19 protein-coding genes and 1 tRNA gene are annotated in these 23,477 nt (G+C 64.7%); 9 read left to right on the plus strand and 11 right to left on the minus strand.

Annotation, left to right across the window (positions count from 1 at the left end; translation table 11 throughout):
• The first annotated feature begins 14 nt into the window (after window positions 1-14).
• Window positions 15-1,067, plus strand: coding sequence for an endonuclease/exonuclease/phosphatase family protein (locus tag SBA_RS07805; protein WP_261936450.1), 1,053 nt, complete (start codon window positions 15-17; stop codon window positions 1,065-1,067).
• Here the strand turns inward: SBA_RS07805 and SBA_RS07810 are convergent.
• Genes SBA_RS07810 through SBA_RS07820 form a run of 3 tightly spaced genes read right to left on the minus strand, consistent with a single transcriptional unit; the run spans window position 1,039 to window position 4,876 of the window.
• Window positions 1,039-3,354: a TonB-dependent receptor gene (locus SBA_RS07810; RefSeq protein ID WP_261936451.1), complete on the minus strand. Its 2,316-nt coding sequence runs from the start codon at window positions 3,352-3,354 to the stop codon at window positions 1,039-1,041. The two genes, SBA_RS07805 and SBA_RS07810, sit on opposite strands and share 29 nt — an antisense overlap.
• Window positions 3,338-4,291 carry a FecR family protein gene (locus SBA_RS07815; RefSeq protein WP_261936452.1) on the minus strand — a complete coding sequence of 318 codons (954 nt, stop codon included), beginning with the start codon at window positions 4,289-4,291 and terminating at the stop codon, window positions 3,338-3,340. The genes SBA_RS07810 and SBA_RS07815 overlap by 17 nt, the downstream gene beginning before the upstream one ends.
• A 57-nt stretch (window positions 4,292-4,348) precedes the next feature.
• Entirely contained in the window at window positions 4,349-4,876 is a 528-nt protein-coding gene (locus tag SBA_RS07820; RefSeq protein ID WP_261936453.1) for an RNA polymerase sigma factor, read from the minus strand.
• A gap of 179 nt (window positions 4,877-5,055) precedes the next feature.
• Between SBA_RS07820 and SBA_RS07825 the strand changes: the two genes are divergently transcribed.
• Window positions 5,056-5,274 carry a hypothetical protein gene (locus SBA_RS07825; protein ID WP_261936454.1) on the plus strand — a complete coding sequence of 73 codons (219 nt, stop codon included), beginning with the start codon at window positions 5,056-5,058 and terminating at the stop codon, window positions 5,272-5,274.
• A 90-nt stretch (window positions 5,275-5,364) separates the two neighbouring features.
• Here the strand turns inward: SBA_RS07825 and SBA_RS07830 are convergent.
• Window positions 5,365-5,438: transfer RNA gene (locus SBA_RS07830), tRNA-Cys, on the minus strand.
• Window positions 5,439-5,629: 191 nt separating this feature from the next.
• Here SBA_RS07830 and SBA_RS07835 point away from each other — a divergent pair.
• The 6 genes from SBA_RS07835 (at window position 5,630) to SBA_RS07860 (ending at window position 14,977) form a co-directional block, all read left to right on the plus strand.
• Window positions 5,630-6,262 (plus strand): protein-L-isoaspartate O-methyltransferase family protein, encoded by a 633-nt coding sequence (locus SBA_RS07835; protein WP_261936455.1) that lies wholly within the window; start codon window positions 5,630-5,632, stop codon window positions 6,260-6,262.
• 19 nt (window positions 6,263-6,281) lie between these two features.
• Window positions 6,282-7,772, plus strand: coding sequence for a TolC family outer membrane protein (locus SBA_RS07840; protein WP_261936456.1), 1,491 nt, complete (start codon window positions 6,282-6,284; stop codon window positions 7,770-7,772).
• A 70-nt stretch (window positions 7,773-7,842) separates the two neighbouring features.
• Window positions 7,843-8,310, plus strand: coding sequence for a DUF2497 domain-containing protein (locus SBA_RS07845; protein WP_261936457.1), 468 nt, complete (start codon window positions 7,843-7,845; stop codon window positions 8,308-8,310).
• 103 nt (window positions 8,311-8,413) lie between these two features.
• Complete coding sequence (locus tag SBA_RS07850) at window positions 8,414-10,468, plus strand: S9 family peptidase (RefSeq protein ID WP_261936458.1); 2,055 nt, start codon at window positions 8,414-8,416, stop codon at window positions 10,466-10,468.
• 43 nt (window positions 10,469-10,511) lie between these two features.
• Entirely contained in the window at window positions 10,512-13,367 is a 2,856-nt protein-coding gene (locus SBA_RS07855; protein WP_261936459.1) for a valine--tRNA ligase, read from the plus strand.
• Window positions 13,368-13,525: 158 nt separating this feature from the next.
• The gene (locus SBA_RS07860) at window positions 13,526-14,977 is read left to right on the plus strand and encodes an MATE family efflux transporter (protein ID WP_261936460.1); all 1,452 of its coding nucleotides are present in this window, start codon (window positions 13,526-13,528) and stop codon (window positions 14,975-14,977) included.
• Between the two features lie 9 nt (window positions 14,978-14,986).
• On the opposite strand, the gene SBA_RS07865 is transcribed toward SBA_RS07860, so the two are convergent.
• Window positions 14,987-16,642 carry an ATP-binding protein gene (locus SBA_RS07865; protein ID WP_224547754.1) on the minus strand — a complete coding sequence of 552 codons (1,656 nt, stop codon included), beginning with the start codon at window positions 16,640-16,642 and terminating at the stop codon, window positions 14,987-14,989.
• Between the two features lie 188 nt (window positions 16,643-16,830).
• On the opposite strand from SBA_RS07865, the gene SBA_RS07870 reads away from it, so the two are divergent.
• Window positions 16,831-18,006: an acyltransferase family protein gene (locus tag SBA_RS07870; RefSeq protein ID WP_390902402.1), complete on the plus strand. Its 1,176-nt coding sequence runs from the start codon at window positions 16,831-16,833 to the stop codon at window positions 18,004-18,006.
• Here SBA_RS07870 and SBA_RS07875 read toward each other — a convergent pair.
• The 6 genes from SBA_RS07875 to SBA_RS07900 form a co-directional block, all read right to left on the minus strand.
• A complete protein-coding gene (locus SBA_RS07875) occupies window positions 17,976-18,980 on the minus strand; it encodes an LLM class flavin-dependent oxidoreductase (protein WP_261936462.1) in 1,005 nt (334 codons plus the stop codon). The two genes, SBA_RS07870 and SBA_RS07875, sit on opposite strands and share 31 nt — an antisense overlap.
• 103 nt (window positions 18,981-19,083) lie before the next feature.
• A complete protein-coding gene (locus tag SBA_RS07880) occupies window positions 19,084-19,524 on the minus strand; it encodes an Hpt domain-containing protein (protein WP_261936463.1) in 441 nt (146 codons plus the stop codon).
• A gap of 95 nt (window positions 19,525-19,619) precedes the next feature.
• Window positions 19,620-19,796, minus strand: coding sequence for a sulfurtransferase TusA family protein (locus tag SBA_RS07885; protein WP_390902403.1), 177 nt, complete (start codon window positions 19,794-19,796; stop codon window positions 19,620-19,622).
• Between the two features lie 40 nt (window positions 19,797-19,836).
• Window positions 19,837-21,204: a ribosome biogenesis GTPase Der gene (der, locus tag SBA_RS07890; RefSeq protein ID WP_224547747.1), complete on the minus strand. Its 1,368-nt coding sequence runs from the start codon at window positions 21,202-21,204 to the stop codon at window positions 19,837-19,839.
• 126 nt (window positions 21,205-21,330) lie between these two features.
• Entirely contained in the window at window positions 21,331-22,698 is a 1,368-nt protein-coding gene (locus SBA_RS07895; protein ID WP_390902404.1) for an outer membrane protein assembly factor BamB family protein, read from the minus strand.
• Window positions 22,695-23,393 carry a tetratricopeptide repeat protein gene (locus SBA_RS07900; RefSeq protein WP_261936466.1) on the minus strand — a complete coding sequence of 233 codons (699 nt, stop codon included), beginning with the start codon at window positions 23,391-23,393 and terminating at the stop codon, window positions 22,695-22,697. Before SBA_RS07900 ends, SBA_RS07895 begins: the two co-directional genes overlap by 4 nt.
• Window positions 23,394-23,477: the final 84 nt, after the last annotated feature.

Raw genomic sequence — 23,477 nt, forward strand, 5'->3', positions numbered from 1 at the left:
GACGGATCTTGCGAATGAAGAGACACATTGCCCTGGCGATGATCCTCGCCACCTCGATCGGTGCGGCCGCTCCCGATCTGCCGGTCAGCTATCGCGGCCCGCGCCTCTCGCCTGGGTTCGATGGGCGATTGTCGGTCATGACCTATAATATTCATGGTCTGCCCTGGCCGGTGGCATGGGGGCGTTCCAGCGCGTTTGCGCAGATGACCCGGCAGCTTGGGGCATTGCGGGCGCAGGGGCGGCAACCGCATGTCGTACTGCTCCAGGAAGCCTTTACGCAGCAGGCGCAGGCCATCGGCCATGCTGCGGGCTATCCCTATGTCGTCGAAGGGCCATCGGCTGACATGGGCAGTACGGAACCCGCCGATGCGACCGACGCGCGCTATATGGCGGCCGGCTCCTGGGCGCGCGGGGAGGGGCTGGGCAAATATGTCGGCAGCGGGCTTCAACTGCTGTCCGACTTTCCCATCGTCGGCGTGCGCAGAATGGCCTTTCCGGCTTTCGCCTGCGCAGGCTATGATTGCCTCGCCAACAAGGGCGCATTGATGGTGAGCCTTCGCTTGCCGGGCCGGGCCGATCGCGTCGATATCGTTACGACGCACCTCAACAGCAGACATGCGTCGGGGGTAGCCGACGACCGGTCGTTGCAGGCCTATCGCCTGCAGGTGCGCTATCTTTCCGACTTCATCCGCAAGGCGCACGACCCGGCCCGTCCCCTGATCGTGGCGGGCGACTTCAATGTCGGGAGCGTGGTGCCCCGGCGCGCAGCCTTGCTATCGCATGTGCGCACCGACTGGAGCCAGAATGGCGACATTGACGACGCATTCGGGGACGCGGTTAGGCATCATATGCCTCTGTCGGACGACGCTCGCTATGCCCATTGGCGGGCGCGGGATTGGCAATTCTACACGCCGGGCCATTCGACGGATATCGAGCTGGAGCGGCTGGACGTTCCGTTCGGCCATGCTCCTGATGGCAGCATGTTGTCCGATCATGTCGGCTATACCGCGACGTTCGACCTGAATCCGCGCCGGGCCATTACCAGGATCGCGCAACCGAGAGCATGAGCGTGCGGGGGCGCAGCGGCGTGTATTGGGGCGCGGCGCGGATGGAGAAGGGGTTTCCGAACGCAAAGCTGTCGCCGCGCACGTCCATCAGATTGTCCATGCGAACACCCAGCGTCCATGCATCGCGCGACAATTCGGCATTGGCTGACGCCACGGAGTAATTGCCCATGTTCCGGTCCAGGTCCTCATCGAAGGACAGTCGCGCCTTGCCGATATAGTTGGCCTGGACCGCCGCCTGTCCGCGCCATTCGTTCGGCAGGATGAAGCGCTTCGCCAAAGTGATGCGTCCGGCCAATGCGGGCGCGACCGGCAGGCGACGATCGTCCAGTTCCCCGCCGTCCGACGCCCGCGTTAGCCGTGCCGACTGGGCGTTTCCGCCAGCCGACAGGGTAAAGCCCTTGCCGATGCTCCATTCGGTCGTGATCTCTCCGCCGATGATCGCGCCGCGTCCGGCATTGCGTGTCGACACCAGGCCGCTGGCCAGCAGATAGTCGGACTGAATTTCGTCCCACCTTGTATGATAGAGGCTGGCGGACAGCGAAAGGCGCCCGTCGTGCGAAGACCTGCGCATCCCAAGGTCGATGGTGCTCAGTTCGTCGGCGTCGAACTGACGCGACGCAGCCATATCGGCCGGGGCCAGTCCGCCTGGCCGCATCGCCCGCGCATAGCGCAGATAGACGAGGCCGCGCCCGCCCAGGTCCAGCGAAAGCGCCGCGCTGGGTGACAGGATGGTCTTGCTGATCCGCACCGGGGTGACCATCGGGTCGTCGCCCGTTCCATCCTGTGCGATGCTGTGGAACAGGCGCGCGCCCAATGTCAGCTTCAGTCGATCCGCGATCCGCAGGGTGCCTTCGCCGAAAGCCGCATATTCGATCACCCGACGATCATAGGTCTCGACCGTCTGCACGGCGCCGGCGTCGTTCATGACCTGCGCGGCGCCCCGGGTCGCCGCCTGAAGATAGGACAGGCCCACCAGCCAATGATCCGGGCCGCCCGATGCGAGCCGGAGTTCCTGGTTGAAAACGGCATAATGTCGCTGATCCTCGAACCGGACCGGGCCGGTGAAACCGAAGGCGTCGGCCGCTTCGCTGGCATCCAGGACATAGTCGAAGCCATGATCGACATAGCTGGTGGCCGATGTCAGCGTCAGCGCGCCGATCGCGCCCGTGACGGTGCCGTGCCACAGCTTGAAATCATTGTCGGTGGGCTCCGCAAAGCTGTTCCCCCGGCGCAGCGTGTCGTCGGACGCTGTCACATATTGGCTGTCGCGGGAATTGATGTCTTGCAAGGCGAATCCCGCGTCCACCGTCCAGTTATCGGTCGGACGCCAGCGAATGCCGAGGCGCAGTCCCACCGTTTCAGCCGAATTGCTACCGCGCTTCGCGTTGCTGGTGCTGATCCACCCGCCATTGGCGAAACGATAGCCCACGGCGCGGACCGCCAGCCGGTCATCCACCAGCGGCAGGTTGAGAACCGCTTCGGCGCCTGTGCCCGGCCGGCCATGCTGCACCGCTTCGGCTGACAGCCGGGCCGATCCGGATACGCCTTCGAAGTCAGGCTTGCGGGTCACGATATGATAGATGCCCCCCAGCGCGCCGGAGCCGTAGAGTGGCCCTTGCGGTCCCTTCAACAACTCGATCCGGTCCACGTCGATGAGGCGCAGGTCGGGGTCTGGCGCGTTGAAGGTTACGCGCGCCTCGTCCACCTGGACCGCGACGGTCGACTGGCTGAGACCGTTGAACGGGCTGTCGGCGACGCCGCGGATGAACTGTCGATTGCGCCCCGGACCCATATTGGTCATTGCCAGTCCCTCCAGATCGAGGCTGATGTCCCGGCTCGACGGCGTGCGCGACCGGGCGAGCGGCGCGAAGGAAAGGACCGAAACGGACAGCGGTACGTCGCGCAGCATCTGCGTCCGTTTCTGGGCGGTGACGATGATGGTGCCCGGCGGCGGCGCGACCGGCGGCGGTGGGGGCGAAGGCGCGGGGCGAGGCGCGCGGGCCTTGGGCGCGCGTTCGATGCGATAGAGCGTCGCGCTGATCTGCACGGCGCGCAGGCCGGTTCCGGCCAGCAGTTCTTGCAGGATCAGGCCGGGGGCCATGTTGCCGGCCACCCGTCGCGTCATCACATGCGGCATATCCCCCGGCAGTCCGACCGAGATCCCGGTAGCGGCTGAAAATCGATCGAGCGCGTTGCTGAGCGACCCGGCCGGTATGTCGACCGATCGGGCCGGTTCGCGCGCCTGCGCCGTCGAAGTCAGTAAGGCAGGTTCAGCGCACAGCGCCAAGGCGCACAGCATCCCCCGCCGATTGCGCTTCGATCCCCATGACGCCGACCAGATCGCCGACCAGTTTCGATCCGTCGCCGATGACCAGACTGCCCGAAAAATGTTTCTTCTCCACGGACGGATCGACGATGATCGCCTTGCCGGAATAGCGGCTTATGTCCGCCGCGACGAGGGCCAATGGCGCATCCGTATAGGATAGGCGACCACTGCGCCAACTGCCGATCTGCGCGACATCGACCGGCGCGAGCGTGAGCGCGCCGCTGCCTCCGACAAGCTGATGCCCGGCGTCAAGGCGCACCGGCTTGGCGATGCCCGGCGTCTCGACCGACACCACGCCCTCGGCGACGCCGACACGGAACGCCCCGCCTGCCAGATTGACGGAGAAGCGCGTGCCGATGTCGCTGATCCGATAGGTGCCCGCCGATACCGTCAGCGTGCGGCCGGGGTCGTGGCGTACGTCGAAATAGGCTTCGCCGCGCGCCAGCTCGATCGCGTCGGCCGCCTTGCCCGTTACGACGATCCGGCTGGATGGGGCGAGGATGACGCTGGTTCCGTGCGCCAGAGCCAGGCTGCGATTCGCCGGTCCGCTATTTTCGTAGACGACGGGATCTGCATTGGATCGAAGGATCGGGCCGGCAACCAGAATCGCCAGACTGGCGGCGATGGCGCCACCCCATAGCAACCGGGCGCGCCATCGGTTGGGAAGGGGAGCGGCCGGAACGCGCAGGTCGGGCGCCAGCAAAGGCCTGATCTGCTCCCTGTTGTCCGCGATGGCGGCATCCAGCAGGGCAACGGAATCGAACGCGTCGCGGTGGCGCGGGTCGGCTTCCAGCCATGCCAGATAGGCGTCCCAGTCGGCATCGTCCTGCTCAAGCGCAGTCTGCCAGGCAATCGCCTGGTCCAGAATCCGTTCATCCATTTCCGGTCGCGCCGTCATGGCGTGTGTCTCTCTTCCCTTTTGGTCCTTCTGTGACGATAGCGTGACAGCATAACCTCAGTCCTGCAGCGCACGGCGCAGATATTTCATCGCCACGGCCATATGTTTCTCGACGCCGCTCTTGCTGATGCCAAGCCGTGTGGCGACGTCCGCGTGACTCAGCCCCTCGATCTTGTGCAATTCGAATGCCTTGCGCGCGCCGTCGGGAAGGTTGCCAATGGCCGACACCAACGTCGCGACTTCCTCACGCGCTAAAATCGCCTCTTCAGCGTTCTGGCTTCGATCGGAGGGTTCGACACCCGCAACGGCAAAGTCGGTCGCCTGATCGCTCCAGCGCCGCTCCCGCTCCATGCGCCGCTGCTTTTCCCGCAGCCTGTCAACGACGAGATTTTGCGCCATGCGGTAAAGATAGGCGCGACCATTCTCGATCGGCCCGGCCTGAATGTTTCGCGCCTTCAGCCAAAGTTCCTGCAGCACATCGTCCGCATCGGCCGCATCGCCGGTGCGTGCGATCAGAAAGCGCCGAAGGTCGGCCCGGTGAATGCCATACAGGGTTTCCAGGCCGCTGTGATCGTCCAGGCTCATGCGATATGGTTTGCCGACAAGCCGGCTTGACGGGAAGCGGTTTTTTGCGGCCGCATATCGCTGCCCGACAACTCCGGGGCGTCCATAATAATTCGCATCGCCAGCAATTCGATTTTCGTTGGGCCGCGTATGAATGGACCAGTTGTGCGTCGATTGCTAGTGATCCGACTCCGAAGTGCATGGCGCTGTTGAAAGAGGCTCCGCAAGCCGCCGCCATATGGACTATTCAAATCCACGACGTGGAGACTGGTCGATTGCAGTCGGAAATGACGGCCGGCGTGCAGGTGATGGTGGAAGAGGGCCATCGGACAGGTGCCGCGCGACGCCTGAACGAATCTCGGTGCGGTTTCTGCATTTTTAGCGGTGTTGCCGGTTCGGGCCATATGCCCATGGGATGACACTGCCCGCGGGTTGCACAGGGAGCAGATGGCCGCCTGACAATGGCGCCAACAATTGAATTTTAATCTTGAAAATCAATTGTTTGGCGATGGAGGCCCGAGCCGGAATCGAACCGGCGTGCAAGGATTTGCAGTCCTCTGCGTAACCACTCCGCCATCGGGCCATCCGCTGGTGGGTGGCCGCAAATGTGCGGCTTTGAACGCAAAGTCAAGCGGGGGATGGCGCAGGCGCCTCAAGATTCTTGCCGACCGTCGCGCAAAGCCGCTTGGCGCGGGCCGCCCGCTGATTTAGAGGTCCGATGATCCCCTTAGTGTATTGCATTGCCAATACAGTTGTGCCAAGCGAGGAACTATCGTGACCGAGCAGAATTATTCTTCGATGCGGGCCGCTATGGTCGAAAGCCAGTTGCGCACCAGCGACGTCGGCGACCAGCGGGTTATCGCTGCGATGGCGAAGGTGCCGCGCGAGGATTTCGTGCCCGCGCAACGCCGTGCCATGGCCTATATCGACCGTCCCATTCCGCTGGCCGGGGGGCGTTCGCTCAATCCGCCGCTGGTGACGGGGCGGCTGCTCAATGAAGCGCAGGTCGCGCCGGGCGACAAGGTGCTGCTGATCGGCGCGGCGACCGGCTATGCAGCGGCGCTGCTGTCCGAACTGGGCGCACAGGTGACGGCGGTCGAGGAAGAAGGCGGTCCGGCGATCGCGCTGCCCGGCGTGACCGTCGAGCGCGGCGCGCTCAACGCCGGCGCCGCCGATGGTGCGCCCTATGACCTGCTTTTCATCGACGGCGCGGTGGAGGAAGTTCCCGCGGCGCTCGTTCAGCAGCTTGCCGAGGACGCCCGCGTGGTGACGGGGATCGTCGATCGCGGCGTTACGCGCCTGTGCGGCGGCCGGGTGGTTGCGGGAGTGCTGGGCCTGAGCAGCCTTGCCGATATCGAAATGGTGGTGTTGCCCGGTTTCGGCGCGCCCAAGGGATTTGTGTTCTGAAAATGATGGGCGGGGACAGATGACGGCGAAGCGCACCTTTTATCGGCATCATGCCGCAGCCGCTTTGCTGTTGCTGTCCTCCGCCCTGACCAGCGGCGCGCAGGCGGAGACGCTGCAAGGCGCGCTGGCCAAGGCCTATGCGTCCAACCCGACGCTGACCGGCGCACGCGCGGGCCAGCGTGCGACCGACGAGAATGTGCCGATCCAGAAAGCGGCGGGCCGGCCCGGCGTCGACGTGACGGGCAGTTTTTCCGAAAGCATCCTCAAGCCCACGATCAGCTTCACTTCTCCGCAACGGACGGTGAATGCGCAGGCGCAGTTGAACGTGCCGATCTATTCGGGCGGTGCGGTGCGCAACGGGGTGAAGGCGGCCAAGGTGCGCGTGGAGGCCGGGCAGGCCAATTTGCGTGGAACCGAAGCCAGCATTTTTTCGCAGACCGTCGGCGCCTATATGGATGTGATCCGCGACAGCGCGATCGTGTCGTTCAACCAGTCCAACGTGCGGGCGCTGGAGGTCAATCTCCAGGCGACCAACGACCGGTTCGAAGTCGGCGACCTGACCCGCACCGACGTCGCCCAGTCGCAATCGCGCCTGGCGCTGGCGCGGTCCGACCTGCAGATAGCGGAATCCAATCTGATCGCCAGCCGTGAAAATTATATCGCGCTGGTGGGGGACGCCCCCGATGCGCTGGAGCCGCCGCCCGCGCTGCCGGGCCTTCCCGCCACGCCGGTCGCCGCGGTCCAGGTCGCGCTGAACGACAATCCGGACATATTGGCGGCCAAGAAGAACAGGATCGCCGCAAGCTATGACGTGAAGGTGGCGCGCGCTGGGCGGCTGCCGACGCTGTCGGGCTTCACCACGGCGGGCTATACCAATTATCTGCATACGCTGGGCGGAACCGCGTTGGATGCCGATGGCAATAGCGTGGAAGGGCCGCAGATCAACAAGCAGGCGTCGGCAGGCGTCCAGCTGACCATTCCCTTGTACCAGGGCGGACGGCCCGCTGCGCAGGTGCGCCAGAATCAGGCGCTCGAATCGCAGGCGATCGAGCGCGAGATCGAGGTGGAACGCAGCGTCATTTCCCAGACGCGGGCGGCCTATGCGAGCTGGCAGGCGTCGCTGGAAAGTATCGAGTCGAATCGGAAAGCGGTCGAGGCCGCTAATCTGTCGCTGGAAGGCGTGCAGGCGGAAAATTCGGTCGGCAGCCGGACCATCCTGGATATCCTCAACGCCGAACAGGAAGCGCTGAACGCCAAGGTCCAGCTCGTGACGGCGCAGCGCAACGCCTATGTCGCGGGTTTCAGCGTGATCGCGGCGATGGGCCATGCCGAGGCCGACGATCTGGGCCTGGACAGCGGCACCCTCTATGACCCGATGGTCAATTATGAACGGGTGAAGGGCAAGTGGCTGGACTGGAGCTTTGATCCCAAGCCGACGCCCGTCGCCACGCGGACCGTTGACACGCCCGCGCAAAACGCCAATGTCGAGCGCGCTTCGCAGCAGCCTTAACCGCTTGTTAACCCGGCCGGGTAATCTTGGAGCTTAAGGATGCGCAATGGATTTTGGACGGGGACTATCCATGGGTGACATGACCAAGGAACCCTCGATGGAAGAGATACTCTCGTCCATCAAGCGGATCATCGCCGAAGAAGGCGAGGACGCGGTGCAGGCCGCGCCCCGTCGTACACGGGGCGAAGCCAAGGCGGCTGCGGCGCCGGTGCCCGTTGCGGTCGAAGAAGTGCTGGAACTGACCGACGAGGTCGCGGAGGAGAATAGCATGCCTGCTCCCAAAGCTGCCGCAGCCGTAGGCGCGAGCGTGCCCGGCGACGACTCGATCCTGTCGGTCGAAAGCGAAGTCGCCGCGCGCCATTCGCTCTCTGCCCTCTCGTCCATGCTGGTCGCGCCCAAGGACGGGCAGGACAATACGCTCGACGGACTGGTCCGCTCGATGCTCAAGCCGATGCTCAAGGACTGGCTGGACCAGCGCCTGCCAGCTCTGGTCGAAGAGATGGTCGCCAAGGAAATCGCGCGTATCACCGGCCGCTGAGGCTGTGCTTGCGATGGCCTTTGCACAGGTCTAGACCCCTCGCATCCTGACGACGCCGCGGCGATGGGCCGCGCGTCGCGATCCGATCCGAGGGTGCTTTTTCATGAAAAATCTTCTGCTTGCCGGGCTTGGGTTGATGGCCCTGGCGACGGCGCCTGCGCTTGGCCGGCCCTTTACGCCCGCTGATATGGTGACGCTGGACCGCATCGCCGCGCCGACCGTGTCGCCGGACGGCAAATGGCTTGCCTATCAGCAGCGCAGTACCGATCTGGCCGGCAATAAGGGGCGCATGGACCTCTATCTGCTCGACATCAGCAAGGCGGGGCAGACGCCCAGGCTGATCGCGTCGAAGCCTGACAAGAATGAGACGGTGCCGGTCTTCTCGCCCGACGGGTCGTCGCTCTATTTCCAGTCGAACGCCAGCGGCGACGACCAGTTGTGGCGGGTGGCGCTAAGCGGCGGCGACCCGGTGCAGATCAGCAAGGCGCCCGGCGGCATTGCCGGTTTTCTGCTTAGCCCCGACGGCAGCAAGGTCGCGCTTTGGGCCGACCGCCCGGTCGGCGCGAAGACGATCGAAGTCGTGAAGCCCGATGCCCCCCAGGAGGCCGGCAGCGGACGCATCTACGACCAGTTGTTCGTGCGCCATTGGGATACATGGTCCGATGGCCAACGGTCGCAGATTTTCGTGATGCCGGTCGCGGGCGGCCCGGCCGTGTCGGTGATGGGCGCGCTGGTCGGCGACAGCCCGTCCAAGCCATTCGGCGGCGCGGAGGAAATCGCCTGGAGCAAGGACGGCAACACGCTCTTCTTCGCGCTGCGCGAGGCGGGGCGGCCAAAGAATCCGATCGAGCCGCTGTCGACCAATCTCGACATCTTCTCGGTTGCGGCGGACGGCAGTGCCGCGCCGGTCAACCTGACCGATGCCAATGACGCGACCGACACGCTGCCCACCGTGTCGCCGGACGGCCGGTGGCTGGCCTATGTCGCGATGAAGCGCCCGACCTATGAAGCCGACCGGCAGGTATTGATGCTGCGCAACATCGCCAGCGGCGAGACGAAGGCGCTGACCGAGGGCTGGGACCGGTCGGTTGCGTCGATCGCCTGGGAAGCCAATGGCAAGGGGCTGCTCGTCACCGCCAATGACGTGCTCGACAATCCGGTGTTCCGGGTTGATGCGGCGTCGGGCAAGGTGGTGCGGCTGACGCAGAAGGGTCATGCCGGCAGCGTCGTGCCGCTGCCCCAGGGCGGCTTCGTCTATGCGCTGGACAGCATCCAGTCGCCCGCCGATTTCTGGAAGATGCCTGCAAAGGGCAAGCCGGTGCGGCTGACCAGCGTCAATGCGGCCAGGCTGGCGGGTGTCGATGACGTGTCGGTCGAGCGCTTCAGCTTCAAGGGCGCCAACGGCGACACCGTCTGGGGGCAGATCGTCAAGCCGCTGAATCCGTCGGCCAGCGGCACGGTCAATAAGCTGCCCGTCGCCTTCCTCGTCCATGGCGGGCCGCAGGGCAGCTTCAACGATTCATGGTCCTATCGCTGGAACCCCAAGGCGTTCGCGGCCCATGGCTATGCCGCGGTGATCGTCGATTTCCATGGGAGTACGGGATATGGCCAGGCCTTCACCGACGCCATCAACAAGGATTGGGGCGGCAAGCCGCTCGAAGACCTGAAACTGGGTCTCGCCGCCGCCGCGGCGAAGGATGCCGAGGTCGATGCCGGCAATGCCTGCGCGCTGGGGGCCAGCTATGGCGGCTACATGATGAACTGGATCGAGGGCCAATGGGCCGACGGGTTCAAGTGCATCGTCCAGCATGACGGCGTGTTCGACGCCCGCGCCATGGCCTATGAGACCGAGGAATTGTGGTTCGACGAATGGGAACATGGCGGCCCCTATTATGAAAAGCCGGAAGAATTCGAGAAATGGAATCCTGTCAACCATGTCGCCGCGTGGAAGACGCCGATGCTGGTGGTGACGGGCGAGAAGGATTTCCGCATTCCCTATACGCAGGGGCTGGCCGCCTTCACCGCGCTCCAGCGTCGCGATATTCCGTCCAAACTGCTGGTCTTCCCGGACGAAAATCATTGGGTCTTGAAGCCGAAAAACTCGCTGCAATGGTATGGCGAGGCGCTGGGCTGGCTCGACCGGTGGACCAAGCGGTAAAAGCGCTGGAATGGTATGGGAAGGCATATTAAGGCGCCTTCCCATGACCGAATTGCCCAAAACCTTCGACCCCGCCGATATCGAATCCCGCTGGTACGCCCATTGGGAGGCGAACGGCCTGTTCCGCCCCGAACGGCCGGACGCGACGCCCTTCACCATCGTGAACCCGCCGCCGAATGTGACGGGGAGCCTGCATATCGGCCATGCGCTCGACAATACGTTGCAGGATATCGTGATCCGCTACGAACGGTTGCGCGGCAAGGATGCCTTGTGGGTGGTCGGCACCGACCATGCGGGCATCGCGACGCAGATGGTGGTCGAGCGGCAACTCAACGCCCAGCAGCAGAAGCGGACCGACTTCACGCGCGACGAATTCGTCGCGAAGGTGTGGGAATGGAAGGCCGAAAGCGGCGGCACCATCACCGGCCAGTTGCGGCGGCTGGGCTGTTCCATGGACTGGGCGAACGAACGCTTCACCATGGACGAGGGATTCTCGAAGGCGGTCGTGAAGACCTTCGTGGAACTGCACAAGCGCGGCCTGCTCTACCGCGACAAGCGGCTGGTGAACTGGGACCCGCATTTCCGCTCGGCCATTTCGGACCTGGAGGTCGAGACGGTCGAGACGAAGGGCGGCTTCTGGCGCTTCCGCTATCCGCTGGCCGATGGCGTCACGCTGGCGGACGGCAGCGACCATATCGTTGTCGCGACGACGCGGCCGGAAACGATGCTGGCCGATATGGCGGTCGCGGTGCATCCCGATGACGAGCGCTACAAGGCGGTCATCGGCAAGGAGATTCTCCAGCCGATTACGGGCCGCCGGTTCAAGATCGTGCCCGACGAACATGCCGATCCGGCGCTGGGGTCCGGCGCGGTCAAGATCACGCCGGGCCATGATTTCAACGACTTCGACGTGGGCAAGCGCGCGGGCTTCAAGGCCGGCGAGATGCTCAACATGTTCGATGCCGACGCCAATGTCGTCCAGACCGCCGACGGCCTGATCCCCGATCGCTTCCTGGGGCTGCACCGTTTCAAGCGCGATGGCGTGGACGGGGCGCGCGAAGCGGTGGTCGCGGAGATGAAGGCGCTGGGCCTGCTGGTTCCGCACGTCACCAAGGACAAGGAAGGCGAGCCGGTCGAAGCCGATTTCGAGCCGCGCACGATCCAGACGCCGTTCGGGGATCGCTCCAACGTCGTGATCGAACCCTGGCTGACCGACCAATGGTATGTCGATGCCGAAAAGCTGGCCGTGGCGCCGATGCAGGCGGTGCGCGACGGCGCGATCGAGATCGTGCCCAAGACATGGGAAAAGACCTTCTTCAACTGGATGGAGAATATCCAGCCCTGGTGCGTGTCGCGTCAGCTCTGGTGGGGGCATCAGATTCCGGCTTGGTTTGGGCCGAAAAGAGGGTTTGATAATGAAATTGCTGACATTTCTTGGTCAACCGAAGACGTTCCGTTTGTCGCGTTAGATGAAGACGATCTTCGTGCTCAACTCAAAGAATATTATGGCGAGGCGGCAGAGTTCGTCATCGTAGGTGACGAAGAGGAATATCTGGAGCGCGACACTGCAATCAGCGGCAATCAAAAATTGGCCGACGAGAATGCAAATAGGATTGCCCTTTATCGCGATCCCGACGTCCTAGACACATGGTTCTCCTCTGCGCTCTGGCCCTTCGGCACGCTGGGCTGGCCGGAGCAGAGCGACAAGCTGTCGCGCCATTATCCCAATGATCTGCTGATTTCCGGCTTCGACATCCTGTTCTTCTGGGACGCCCGCATGGCGATGCAGGGGATGGAGTTCATGGGCGAGGCCCCATGGAAGAAGCTCTATCTCCACGGTCTGGTCCGCGCGGCCGACGGGCAGAAAATGTCCAAGTCCAAGGGCAATGTGGTCGATCCGCTGGGCCTGATCGACAGGTTCGGCGCAGACGCGCTGCGTTTCTTCATGGCGGCGATGGAGAGCCAGGGCCGCGACGTGAAGATGGATGAGAAGCGGGTCGAGGGCTATCGCAACTTCGCGACCAAGCTGTGGAATGCGGCGCGCTTCCTCCAGTCGAACGGCGTCACCGCATCGACCAGCCATGAGGCGCCCGCCGCCGCTCTGCCGGTCAACCGCTGGATCATCGCGGAGACGGTCGCGACCGTACAGGCGATCGACACGGCGCTGGCCGAACTGCGGTTCGATGCAGCCGCCAACGCCATCTATCACTTCGTCTGGGACCAGTTTTGCGACTGGTATATCGAATTGACGAAAGGCGCGATGGACGATGAGACGCGCGCCGTCGCGGGCTGGGCGTTCGACCAGATATTGGTGATGCTGCATCCCTTCATGCCGTTCATAACCGAAGAGTTATGGCATTTGACGGGCAACCGCGCGAACGCCCTGATCGTCGCGCAATGGCCGCAGGCGCTGGCCGCTGTCGACACCGATGCGCAGGCCGAGATCGACTGGCTGATCCGGCTGGTGAGCGCGATCCGCACCGCGCGGACCGAACTCAACGTGCCGCCCGGCGCGAAGCTGCCGATGGTAGTGCGCGACGCAGCGGAGGAAACCCATCGCAGGCTCGACCGTCAGGGCGTGGCGCTGGCCCGCCTTGGTCGCGTCGAAAGCCTGACCTTCGGCGAACCGCCGGCGGGCGGCGCGGCGCAGATCGTGGTGGACGAGGCGACTTTCATCCTGCCGCTGGCAGGCGTGATCGACATCGCGGCGGAAAAGACCCGCCTCGCCAAGGCGCTGGCGGCGGCGGAGAAGGAGCGGGATGGTCTGGGCGGTCGCCTGTCCAACGCCAGTTTCGTCGAGAAGGCCAAGCCCGAAGCCGTCGCCAAGGCGCGCGAGGACCATGCCGAGAAGACGGCCGAGGCGGAACGGTTGAAGGCGGCGCTGGAGCGGCTGGGGTAAAACGGCCCGGATAAACCGGCATAAGCGCCGCTATCATGCGCAGGCTGCTTGTCGAAACTCCGTTCTTTCTGCAAGAAAGAGAAGGGCTTCGACAAGCTCAGCCCGAACGGGGGCATAGGGTGCCACACAGGCGCGCGGTTTTGAATGGGGACAGGCGAGTGGCAGCGAGCAGACCGGGCGCAAAAGACCTGACGCAGGGGCCGATCGCATCGACCCTGCTGATGTTCGCCATTCCCACGCTGGCGTCGAATATTCTCCAGTCCCTGAACGGATCGATCAATGCGATCTGGGTCGGGCGCTTCCTGGGCGCGCAGGCGCTGGCGGCGACGGCCAACGCCAATATCATCATGTTCCTGATGTTCTCGGTGGTGTTCGGCTTCGGCATGGCATCGACCGTGATGATCGCGCAGGCTGTCGGCGCCCGCGATCTGGACGCGGCCCGGCACGCCTTCGGGTCTGCGGTCGGCTTCTGTTCGATGCTGGGGCTGGGCGTCGCTCTGGCGGGCTGGATCGGCGCGCCGGCACTGCTGCGCCTGCTGGCGACGCCGGCGGAGGCGTTCGACCTCGCGCTGGTCTATCTGCGCGTCATCTTCATCGCCATGCCCGCGACCCTGCTCAGCGTCATGATGATGATGGGGCTGCGCGGCGCGGGGGATGCACGCACGCCGCTCATCTTCATGATCGTCAGCGTCGCGGTCGACCTGATCCTCAATCCGGTGCTGATCCTGGGGCTGGGGCCGATCCCGGCCTTCGGCATCGCCGGGTCGGCGGCGGCGACGGCGGCGGCGGGCTTCGTCAGCCTGATCGGGCTGGTCGCCTTCACCTATGCCAAGGATTTGCCGCTGCGGCTGCGGGGCAAGGAACTGGCCTATCTCTGGCCCGCCGCCGACCAGATGCGCGTGCTGGTGGGCAAGGGGCTGCCCATGGGGTTGCAGATGATCGTCATGTCCGCGTCGGGCCTGGTGATGATCGGGCTGGTCAATCGCGAAGGCCTGCTGGTGACGGCGGCCTATGGCGCGGCGCAGCAGATCTGGACCTATCTCCAGATGCCCGCCATGGCCATGGGCGCGGCGGTCAGCGCCATGGCGGCGCAGAATATCGGTGCAGGGCGCTGGGACCGGATCAGCCGCATTACCGGCTATGGCATCGGTTATCTGCTGGCGATCACTGGCGCGATGATCGTCATCATCCTGCTTTTCCACGAACTATTGCTGTCGCTATTTTTGGGCAGCAACCAGGCGGCGATCGACGCGGCGTGGAACATGCAGTTGCTGGCGAGCTGGAGCTTCATGATGTTCGGCTGCACCATGATCCTGTTCGGCGTGATGCGCGCCAATGGCGTGGTGGTCGCGCCTTTGGTCATCCTGTGCTTCACCCTGTTCGGCGTGCGTCTTGGGTTTTACGAGCTAGGCTATCCGCACTGGGGCGCGGACGCGCTTTGGCTGAGTTTCCCGGCAGGATCGGCGGTGGCGCTGCTGCTGGCATGGGCGGTCTATGCGCGCGGCGCATGGCGCACGACGCGCCTGCTGGTGCCGGTGCATGAGGAACAATGCCGTGAGACGGTGAACAGCGATGCCGAACCGGCCGGCCGGATCGCGCCGGCGGGTTGACGGCGGGCGTTAGCGCCCCTGGTTGCGCCAGCGGGTGATGGTGCGTTCCAATATGTCGGACTCGCTGCCGGCCTGACGCCACAATTCGGTGAAGCTAGGGTCGCCCGATGCGGGGCGGCGATGCTCTTCCAGATTGTCGAGCGCGACGCGGATCGGCACCGCGACGCCCTCGCCGCAGATGATCGCCTCCCGGTTGCGCAGGGCGGGAATCGAATCGAGGAAACCGCGCGCGCCTTCGGGCATGGCGGCCTTGACGAAGGCCTGGTCGCGATCGTTGTTGAGGCGCATCGAAATGATCGTGCCGCATTGCGACAGCACGCCTTCGGCAAGGTCGGACGGACGCTGGGTGATGAGGCCCAGCGAAATGCCGTATTTGCGGCCTTCCTTGGCGATCCGCTCCAATATCTTGCGCACCGCCTGTCCCGACCCGGTTGTCGTGTTGGGGATATAGCGATGCGCTTCCTCACACACCAGCAGGATGGGCCGCTGCGGCTCGTCGCGCGCCCAGATGGCATAGTCGAACACCAGCCGCGACAGCACCGACACGACGGTCGAGGTGATGTCGGACGGCATGGCGGACACGTCGATGATCGAGATGGGCTTGCCGTCGGACGGCAGGCGGAAAATCTTGGCGAGGAACGCCTGCATCGTGTCGGCGACCAACATGCCGGAGAACATGAAGCTGTAGCGCGGGTCGGCCTTGATCTCCTCGATCTTGGTCTTGAGACGCATATAGGGCAGCGAATTGGTGCCCTTGTCGAGCTTGCCCATCTCATTCTGGAGGATGGTGGTGAGGTCGGACAACAGATAGGGGATCGGCGAATCCACCGTCAGGCGGCCGATGCTTTCCGCCAGCCGGTTCTTCATCCGCGCGGCCAGCAGGCATTTGGCGAGAATGTCGCTGTCGACCGTACGTTCGGAGCCGGACGACGTGACGAACACTTCGCAATGCTCCTCGAAATTCATCAGCCAATAGGGCAGGGCCAGGTTGCTGACGTCGAACACCGCGCCGTTGCTGGCGAAGGCTGCGCCATATTCGCCGTGCGGATCGATCATCACGATATGCCCCTGCGGCGACAGGTCGCAGATGCGGTGCAGGATCAGGGCGGCGCTGGTCGACTTACCCGTACCGGTGGACCCCAGCAGCGCGAAATGCTTGCCCAGCATCGAATCGACATAGAGGGCCGCGCGCGTGTCCGTGGTGGGGTAGACGGTGCCGATCTCCACATTCGCCCGGTCGTCCGCGGCGTAGATTTGCTGCATGTCGTGGCTCGACACCGGGAAGATGTCGGTGCCGGGGGTCGGATAGCGGGTGACGCCGCGGCGGAAGCGGTAGATGCGGCCGGTCAGTTTTTCCTCATCGCCTTCGCCCAGGAAATCGATGTCGGCGACGATGCCCTTGCTCGCCTGGTCCAATGTCATCGCACGGACGCTGGCGACCAGCCAGCTATTGCCGACGCGCATCTTCACCTGGCTGCCGACCTGGCCTGCCATGGCGGTGCAGGGGTCTTCATCCTGCTCCAGCAGCGCCAGGCGCTGCGCGTCGATCAGCACCTTGGAACTGGACCCGGCGATCTGGAACACCATTCCCATGGACTGGACCGAAGCGAGATGCACGGGCGTCGCGGGGGATGAAAAATGTTGTGCGCCCGGCATATGGGTCATGAGCCTTTGTCGTCCCTCGGACCGGAATGGCTTCCGGTTAACAGGATGCTTCTAGGCAAAAGAGGTAAAGATTGGCTTAGCTTCCACCGCTTCATGGCTGGCAAAGCCCCGCTTTAGGGTGAAGCTTCAAGGTTAAGAGACGTTGAACCGGGGTCCGATCTGGACCAGTTGCAGCGCGGCACAGGAACATGGATCAACTTCGGGCATTGGGTTTAGCAAACAATCAGGATGGCCGCGTGTCCGATATTCCCAAGAGAGATGGCCGAACAGATGGAGCACGTCGCTCCGCCGCGATCGCGATCGCCCGCGTCATCTGTATATTGGGTGTGGTCTATGTTCATGCCTGGACCGGCCTGAATGGCGAGGCGCTCAAGGCGCTGCGTGGCAGCGGCCAGGATAATCTGCGCTGGCTGCTGATGGAATTGTTCGGCCGCAGCGCGGTGCCGCTGCTGGGCCTGATCTCCGGCTGGCTGGTTGCCCGATCGCAGACGACGCGCGATTGGGGCAGGCATGTGCGGCGCAAGGCGCGCACCATCCTGCTGCCCATGGTGCTTTGGAACATCATCGCCATCATTCTGGTGTCGGGCGCCGCCTGGCGGCTGGGCCTGTCGGCGCCGATGCCGCAATCGGGATGGTGGGCGATCGATGAGATATTCATCCTGACCCGCAACCCGGACATCAACGTGCAAATGCCGTTTCTGCGCGACCTGTTCCTGTGCATGGTCGCTGCGCCCTTGCTGGTGCGGATGCCGAACTGGTCGCTGGGGCTGGTCGCAGCGGTGGCGGCGGGGTGCCACATCGCCGGCTTCGGCCCACCGGTGCTGATGCGGGCGTCGATCCTCGTCTTCTTCACGCTGGGCATATTGGCGCAGCGCGGTGGCTGGGCCGAGCGCGTAGCGAGCAGGCCGATGCTGCTGATGGCGGTGCCATTCGCCTTGCTCATGGCGGTGCAACTCTATCATGCCGTGACCGTCGGCGACGACGCCTGGCCAGTGGCGCAGCGGGCGCTCGACCTGACGCTGCGGGTGGCGGCGGCGGTGGCTTTCTGGCGGCTGGCCTGGGCGCTGGCGGACAGCCCGGCGCGGCCCATGCTGCTGCGGATCGAGCCTTATATGTTCTTCCTCTTCTGCGCCCACCTGATCCTGATCTGGCTGCTGGGGCCGGTGCTGGGCGGGCTTTTCGGGAAGATGGGCACGCCCTTCTATCCCTTCTACCTGATCCTGCAGCCTGTCATGGTGCTGGGCGCGACAGTGGCGATCGGCGCGGGATTGCGCCGTGTCGCGCCCGGCACGGCGGCGCTGCTCAGCGGTGGGCGGTTGAAGCGGCCGGAGCCTCAGGCGGTTTCCCGGGTCGTGACCGTCTGAGCCGCCGCCATGGCGATGGCGAAGCTGTGCTTGCGCGCGGCCGGGTCGAAAATCTGGCCCGTCAGGATCAACTCATCGACCTGTGTCCGGCGCAGGAAGGCGGCGATGTCGCGTTCCACATCCGCCTGCGTGCCGATGCTGGAGACGCTCAGCACATCGGACAGCATCGCCTGGGCCTGACCGGGCAGATCGGCATAATAGCCCGGCACCGGCGGTTGCAGCTTACCCGGCTGGCCGGTGCGCAGCCGCACGAAGGACTGCTGCATCGAGCTGGCAAGCAAATGCGCTTCCTCCGCCGTGTCCGCAGCGAAGACATTATAGCCCGCCATCACATAGGGATATTTGAGATGGGCCGACGGGCGGAAGTCGCGGCGATAAATGGCGATCGCTTCGTCCAGCGCGGCGGGAGCGAAATGGGACGCGAAGGCATAGGGCAGGCCGAGCATGGCGGCGAGTTGCGCGCCATAGAGGCTGGAGCCGAGTATCCAGATCGACACATCTGCGCCCGCGCCCGGCGTCGCCTGGATGCTGAGCCGCTCGTCCTCGCCGAAATAGGCCTGTAGCTCCATTATGTCGCGCGGGAACTGGTCTGCTCCGCCCGACAGGTTTCGGCGGATCGCCTGGGCCACCCGCTGGTCAGAACCGGGCGCGCGGCCCAGGCCCAGATCGATGCGGCCGGGAAAGAGCGCATCGAGCGTGCCGAACTGCTCCGCGATCACCAGCGGGGCGTGATTGGGCAGCATGATGCCGCCCGCGCCGATGCGGATGGTCGATGTCGCCTGGCCGATATGCGCCAGTACGACCGCCGTCGCGGCGGATGCGATGCCCGCCATGCCGTGATGTTCGGCGACCCAAAGCCGGTGATAGCCAAGCCTTTCGGCATGGGCGGCAAGATCCGCGGCGTGGGCGAGCGCCGTGGCGACGGTGTCGCCTTCACGAACGGGGACGAGGTCGAGCAGGGAAAAACGGGTCATGTCCGCCATATGGGGGCATGGTCGGTTTTACTTCAAGACTTATAATATAGCCAAGGCGACCGTTTGCGATCAATGGCTCGACAATGCGGCGCCAGGCTCCAACTCAGACCGCCCGGCCAAATCCCTGTGCGGGCGCTTCGGCGCGGCGGCTGAAGGTGGCGGGCCGGCGAGCGACCAGCGGGTTGGCGTCGCGATCGAGCAGCGCCATCGTCTCGGTAAAGCAGGGACGTAGCGCGACGACGACCTCGATCAACTCGTCCGGGCCTTCATGCGTTTCCACGCAGCGGCGGGCGACCATCTCGATCTCTTCGGCCATGGCGCTCAGGCGATAGGCGCCGAACTGCGCCGATTCGCCCTTGAGCGTATGGGCGGGCGTGACCAGCGCGGCGGCGTTGCGGGCGCGGAATGCCTCTTCGATGGCGCCGATGGATTTGGCGCCATCTTCCCGGAAATAGCCCAGGATACGAAGAAAAGCGGTGCCCAGCTCGCTGCGGGTCCGCGTAAATTCGCTCCAACTGACCAGTTCGGTATCTTGATAGGACACCCACGCCGCTCCTTCATTCTAGCGAAGCCAAAATAGACGCGGCGCGTAAACAGCAGGTTAAAGCGTGGCGGAAAGCCACCCATTGTGGAGGATAATCACTCGGTCCGGGATAGGGCGAACCGATGCTCGCCCAGCGCCGCGAAGGTCCAGCCCTGCGCCTGGGCGAGCGCCTCCAACTCGGCGGCGGCGATCGGGTCGTCCGCTTCGATCACGATCGCACCGGCGTCGCGCATCGCCCGCGCGGCGCGTAACGCGGGCCAGGGACATTTCATGCCTCTGGCGTTCACGGGAACGGGATCGGCCGCCATCGCTCTATTTGGTCGCGTAGGGGTTCTTCTGGCTGCGCAGCGTCAGGCGCACCGGCACCGCGCCGAAACCCAGTTCCCGGCGGATGCCGTTTACCAGATAGCGGCGATAGCTTTCGGGCAGGTCGTCCAGCCGGGTGCCGAACAGCACGAAGGTCGGCGGACGGGTCTTGTTCTGGGTGATATAGCGCAGCTTGATCCGCTTGCCGCCCGGCGCGGGCGGCGGGTTGGCCTCCAGCGCGGTTTCGAACCAGCGGTTGAGGACGCCGGTTGATACGCGCTGCGACCAGGCGGTGCGCGTTTCGAAGGCGACGTGGATCAGGTCGTCCAGACCCTTTCCAGTAGCCCCGGAAATGGTCATGATCGGCACGCCGCGCACCTGCGCCAGGCCTTCGTCCAGCGCCTTCTTTATGCCTTGGTAGAGCGCCGAACCATGTTCGACCGTATCCCATTTGTTGAGTGCGACGACGAGGGCGCGGCCTTCCTCCAGCACCCGGTCGGCGATGCGCAGATCCTGCGCCTCCAGCCCGCGGGTGGAATCGATCATCAGCACGACGACTTCGGCGAAGTTCACCGCGTTGATGCCGTCGGAAACGGCCAGCTTTTCCAGCTTTTCCTGCACCTTGGCCCGCTTGCGCATCCCCGCCGTGTCGATCAGGCGGACGGGGCGTTCCAGCCCGTCGCGGCTGGTCCACATCCAGTCGACGGCGATGCTGTCGCGGGTGATGCCCGCTTCCGGCCCGGTCAGCAGGCGGTTTTCGCCCAGCAGCCGGTTGATGAGCGTGGATTTGCCCGCATTGGGGCGGCCGACGATGGCGAGCTTGAGCGGGGCGCTCTCGTCATCCTCGTAAAATTCCTTTTCGTGCGGCTCGTCGCCCTCCCGCTCCAGGTGGGGGAGCAGCGCCTGGAACAGGTCAGCCAGGCCCTGGCCATGTTCGGCGGAAAAAGGGACAGGCTCACCCAGGCCAAGGCTGAACGATTCCATGACGCCGTCATCCGCCGCCTTGCCCTCGGCCTTGTTCGCGACCAATATGACAGGCGCGTCGTTGGCGCGCAGCCAGCGGGCGATTTCCTCGTCCAGCGGGGTGATGCCAGCGCGCGCGTCGATCATGAACAGGGCGACGTCGCAATTTTCCACCGCCGCTTCGGTCTGCATCCGCATCCGGCCGGGCAGGGTATTGGCATCCTCATCCTCATAACCGGCGGTATCGACGATCGTGAAGTCGAGGCCCAGCAGATGCGCCTCGCCCTCGCGCCGGTCGCGCGTCACGCCGGGCTGGTCATCGACCAGCGCCAGCTTCTTGCCGACCAGACGGTTGAAGAGTGTGGACTTGCCCACATTGGGACGCCCGACAATGGCTACTGTGGGCAACATGGAGGCCCGTTCCTTCCAAAATTCAATAATCGATAAACGCGATACTCCCGCGCAGGCGGGGGCCAGTCCAGACGGAGGAACTGGACCCCCGCCTGCGCGGGAGCACGCTTAGCATATTTTCCCGGCTTAACGGTACGCCGTCAACTTCCCGTCATCCGCCAGCAGATAGAGTATGTTGTTGGCGACGATCGGCGACAGCGACATGGAGCGCCCCACATCGACCGTCGATTGCACCGATCCGGTGGCGGGATCGACATAGACCATCTCGCCGCGTGTCGACACGACGATCAGGCGGCCGCCGGCCAGCACCGGGCCGGTCCAGCGGATCGCCTTGTCCTTCTTCTTTTCCTTCTGCCAGCGGCGGAGCTGGCTGACCCAGCGGATCTTGCCGGTGGCGCGCGCGACGCAGAGCAGCCGGGCGTCGCTGGTCACCGCGAACACCCATTCGCCGACCACGGCCGGGGTCGAGATGCCCGCAATATTGATTTCCCACAGGCGCTGGCCGCTGGTCAGTTCATAAGAGGCCATGCGGCCGCCCTGGCCGATCGCAAAGACGCGGCCACGGTCGATCACCGGATCAGCATCGATGTCGGTCAACGAGGCCACGGCGGTCGAGATGCTGGTCCGCGAGAGGGCGTCGCCCCACAGCGTGCGCCCATTTTCATAGCGATAGGCATTGATTTCGCCCGAACTATAGCCGGCGATCACGGTTCCCTGCGCGGCGGCGGGGGCCGCGACGCCGAAAATGCCGGTAACCTGCAAGGTGCCGCTATCGGTCCACTGGGTTTCGCCGTCCGACTGGTTGAGCGCGAACACCTGATTGTCCTGGCCCATCACATAGACATGACCGTTTTCCAGCGTCGGCGCGCCGCGCAGCGGGCCGGACAGATGCTTCTTCCAGACGATCGCGCCATCGGCGACATTCAGCGCGAAGACGTCGCCGAAGCCGGTGCTGGCGAATACCCGGTCGCCCAGGACGCTGACGCCGCCGCCGAACAGCACGCGGCCATTGCCCTTGCCTTCGGAGGGCAGGTTGGTCTGCCACAATTTTGCGCCGCTGGCGGCGTCGAAGGCGATGACATGCGCGCCTGCGTCTGTCACGAACAGCTTGCCGCCCGCCACGACGGGGGAGGCGGCCAGCCGCGCCTGGGGCGAGCTGCCCTCGATCGAAGCGGTCCAGACCTGCGAGGGCGAACCGCCCAGCGAGACATGGCCCATCGCCTTGGACGGGTCGCCGCCCGGCTGCGACCAGCTATCGTTGACATAAGGGGCGGGCAGGGTGACCTGCACATCGGCCAGGCTGGGTTCGACCTCGACACCCTGTTCGTTGCTCAGGATCGACGTGCGGTTGCCGACGACCGGCGTCTTGGGTCCGCCCTTCTTGCCGCCGACGATGCCGCAGCCCGCGAGCAGGGCGACCATCGCCGCCATCGTTACCATGCGGCCCATCGGCGCGAATGCTTTCATGCTCGTCATTCCCATCCGCTCGGTCATCCTTCGCTCGGCTCGGCCGGAATCTCGACCGCGTCGATACCCATTAATCCTGCCATCTGTCGCGCGCGTGAACGGATCGACTGCGGCACATTGGCGTCCTTGGCCATCGCGGCGAAGATCGGGCCGGCCAGGTCGGTCTTGCCCATCTTCATATAGGCGATCGCCACCAGTTCACCGGCGCTGCCGAACCAGGGCGCGCCCTCGACGGCCAGCGGCTTTAGCCGGTCGACCACCTGGTGGGGCTTGAGCGTATCGAACTCCAGCGCGGTCTGGCGGATCAGCGCCAGGTCGCGATAGGGCTGGTCCAGCTTGGTATCCGCGGCCATGGCGGCGTAGAGGGCGGTCGCAGCCTTGGCGTCGCCCTTGCGCGACGCGACGCCGGCCTGCGCCAGCAGGGCGGACGCGCGGTAGCCCGGCTGGTCGGCCTTCGTCAGTGCATCGAGCTGCTTGGCGTCGGGCGTGCCGCCGCCGGCCGCCGCCGTCAGCACCGTGTCCATCTGCTCCGACACCGCTTCCGACTGTATCTTGCTATAATGCTGCCAGTAGAGCCAGCCGCCAAAGGCGGCCAGGCCCAGTACGACGGCGACCAGAATCCAGCGCCCATAGCGCTGCCAGAAGCCCAGAAGCTGGTCCTGTCGGACGGCTTCGTCCACCTCGCGCATGAAGGCTTGGCTATTTTGCGGCGTCAGGGCCACGGGATTCTCCGAGAAATGGATCAGAAACTATGGGCAGAAGGCGCGATCAATAGCGACGCTTATGCCACAGGCAAATCAAATTTT

This window comes from Sphingomonas bisphenolicum (assembly GCF_024349785.1).
GTDB classification, from domain to species: Bacteria; Pseudomonadota; Alphaproteobacteria; order Sphingomonadales; family Sphingomonadaceae; genus Sphingobium; species Sphingobium bisphenolicum.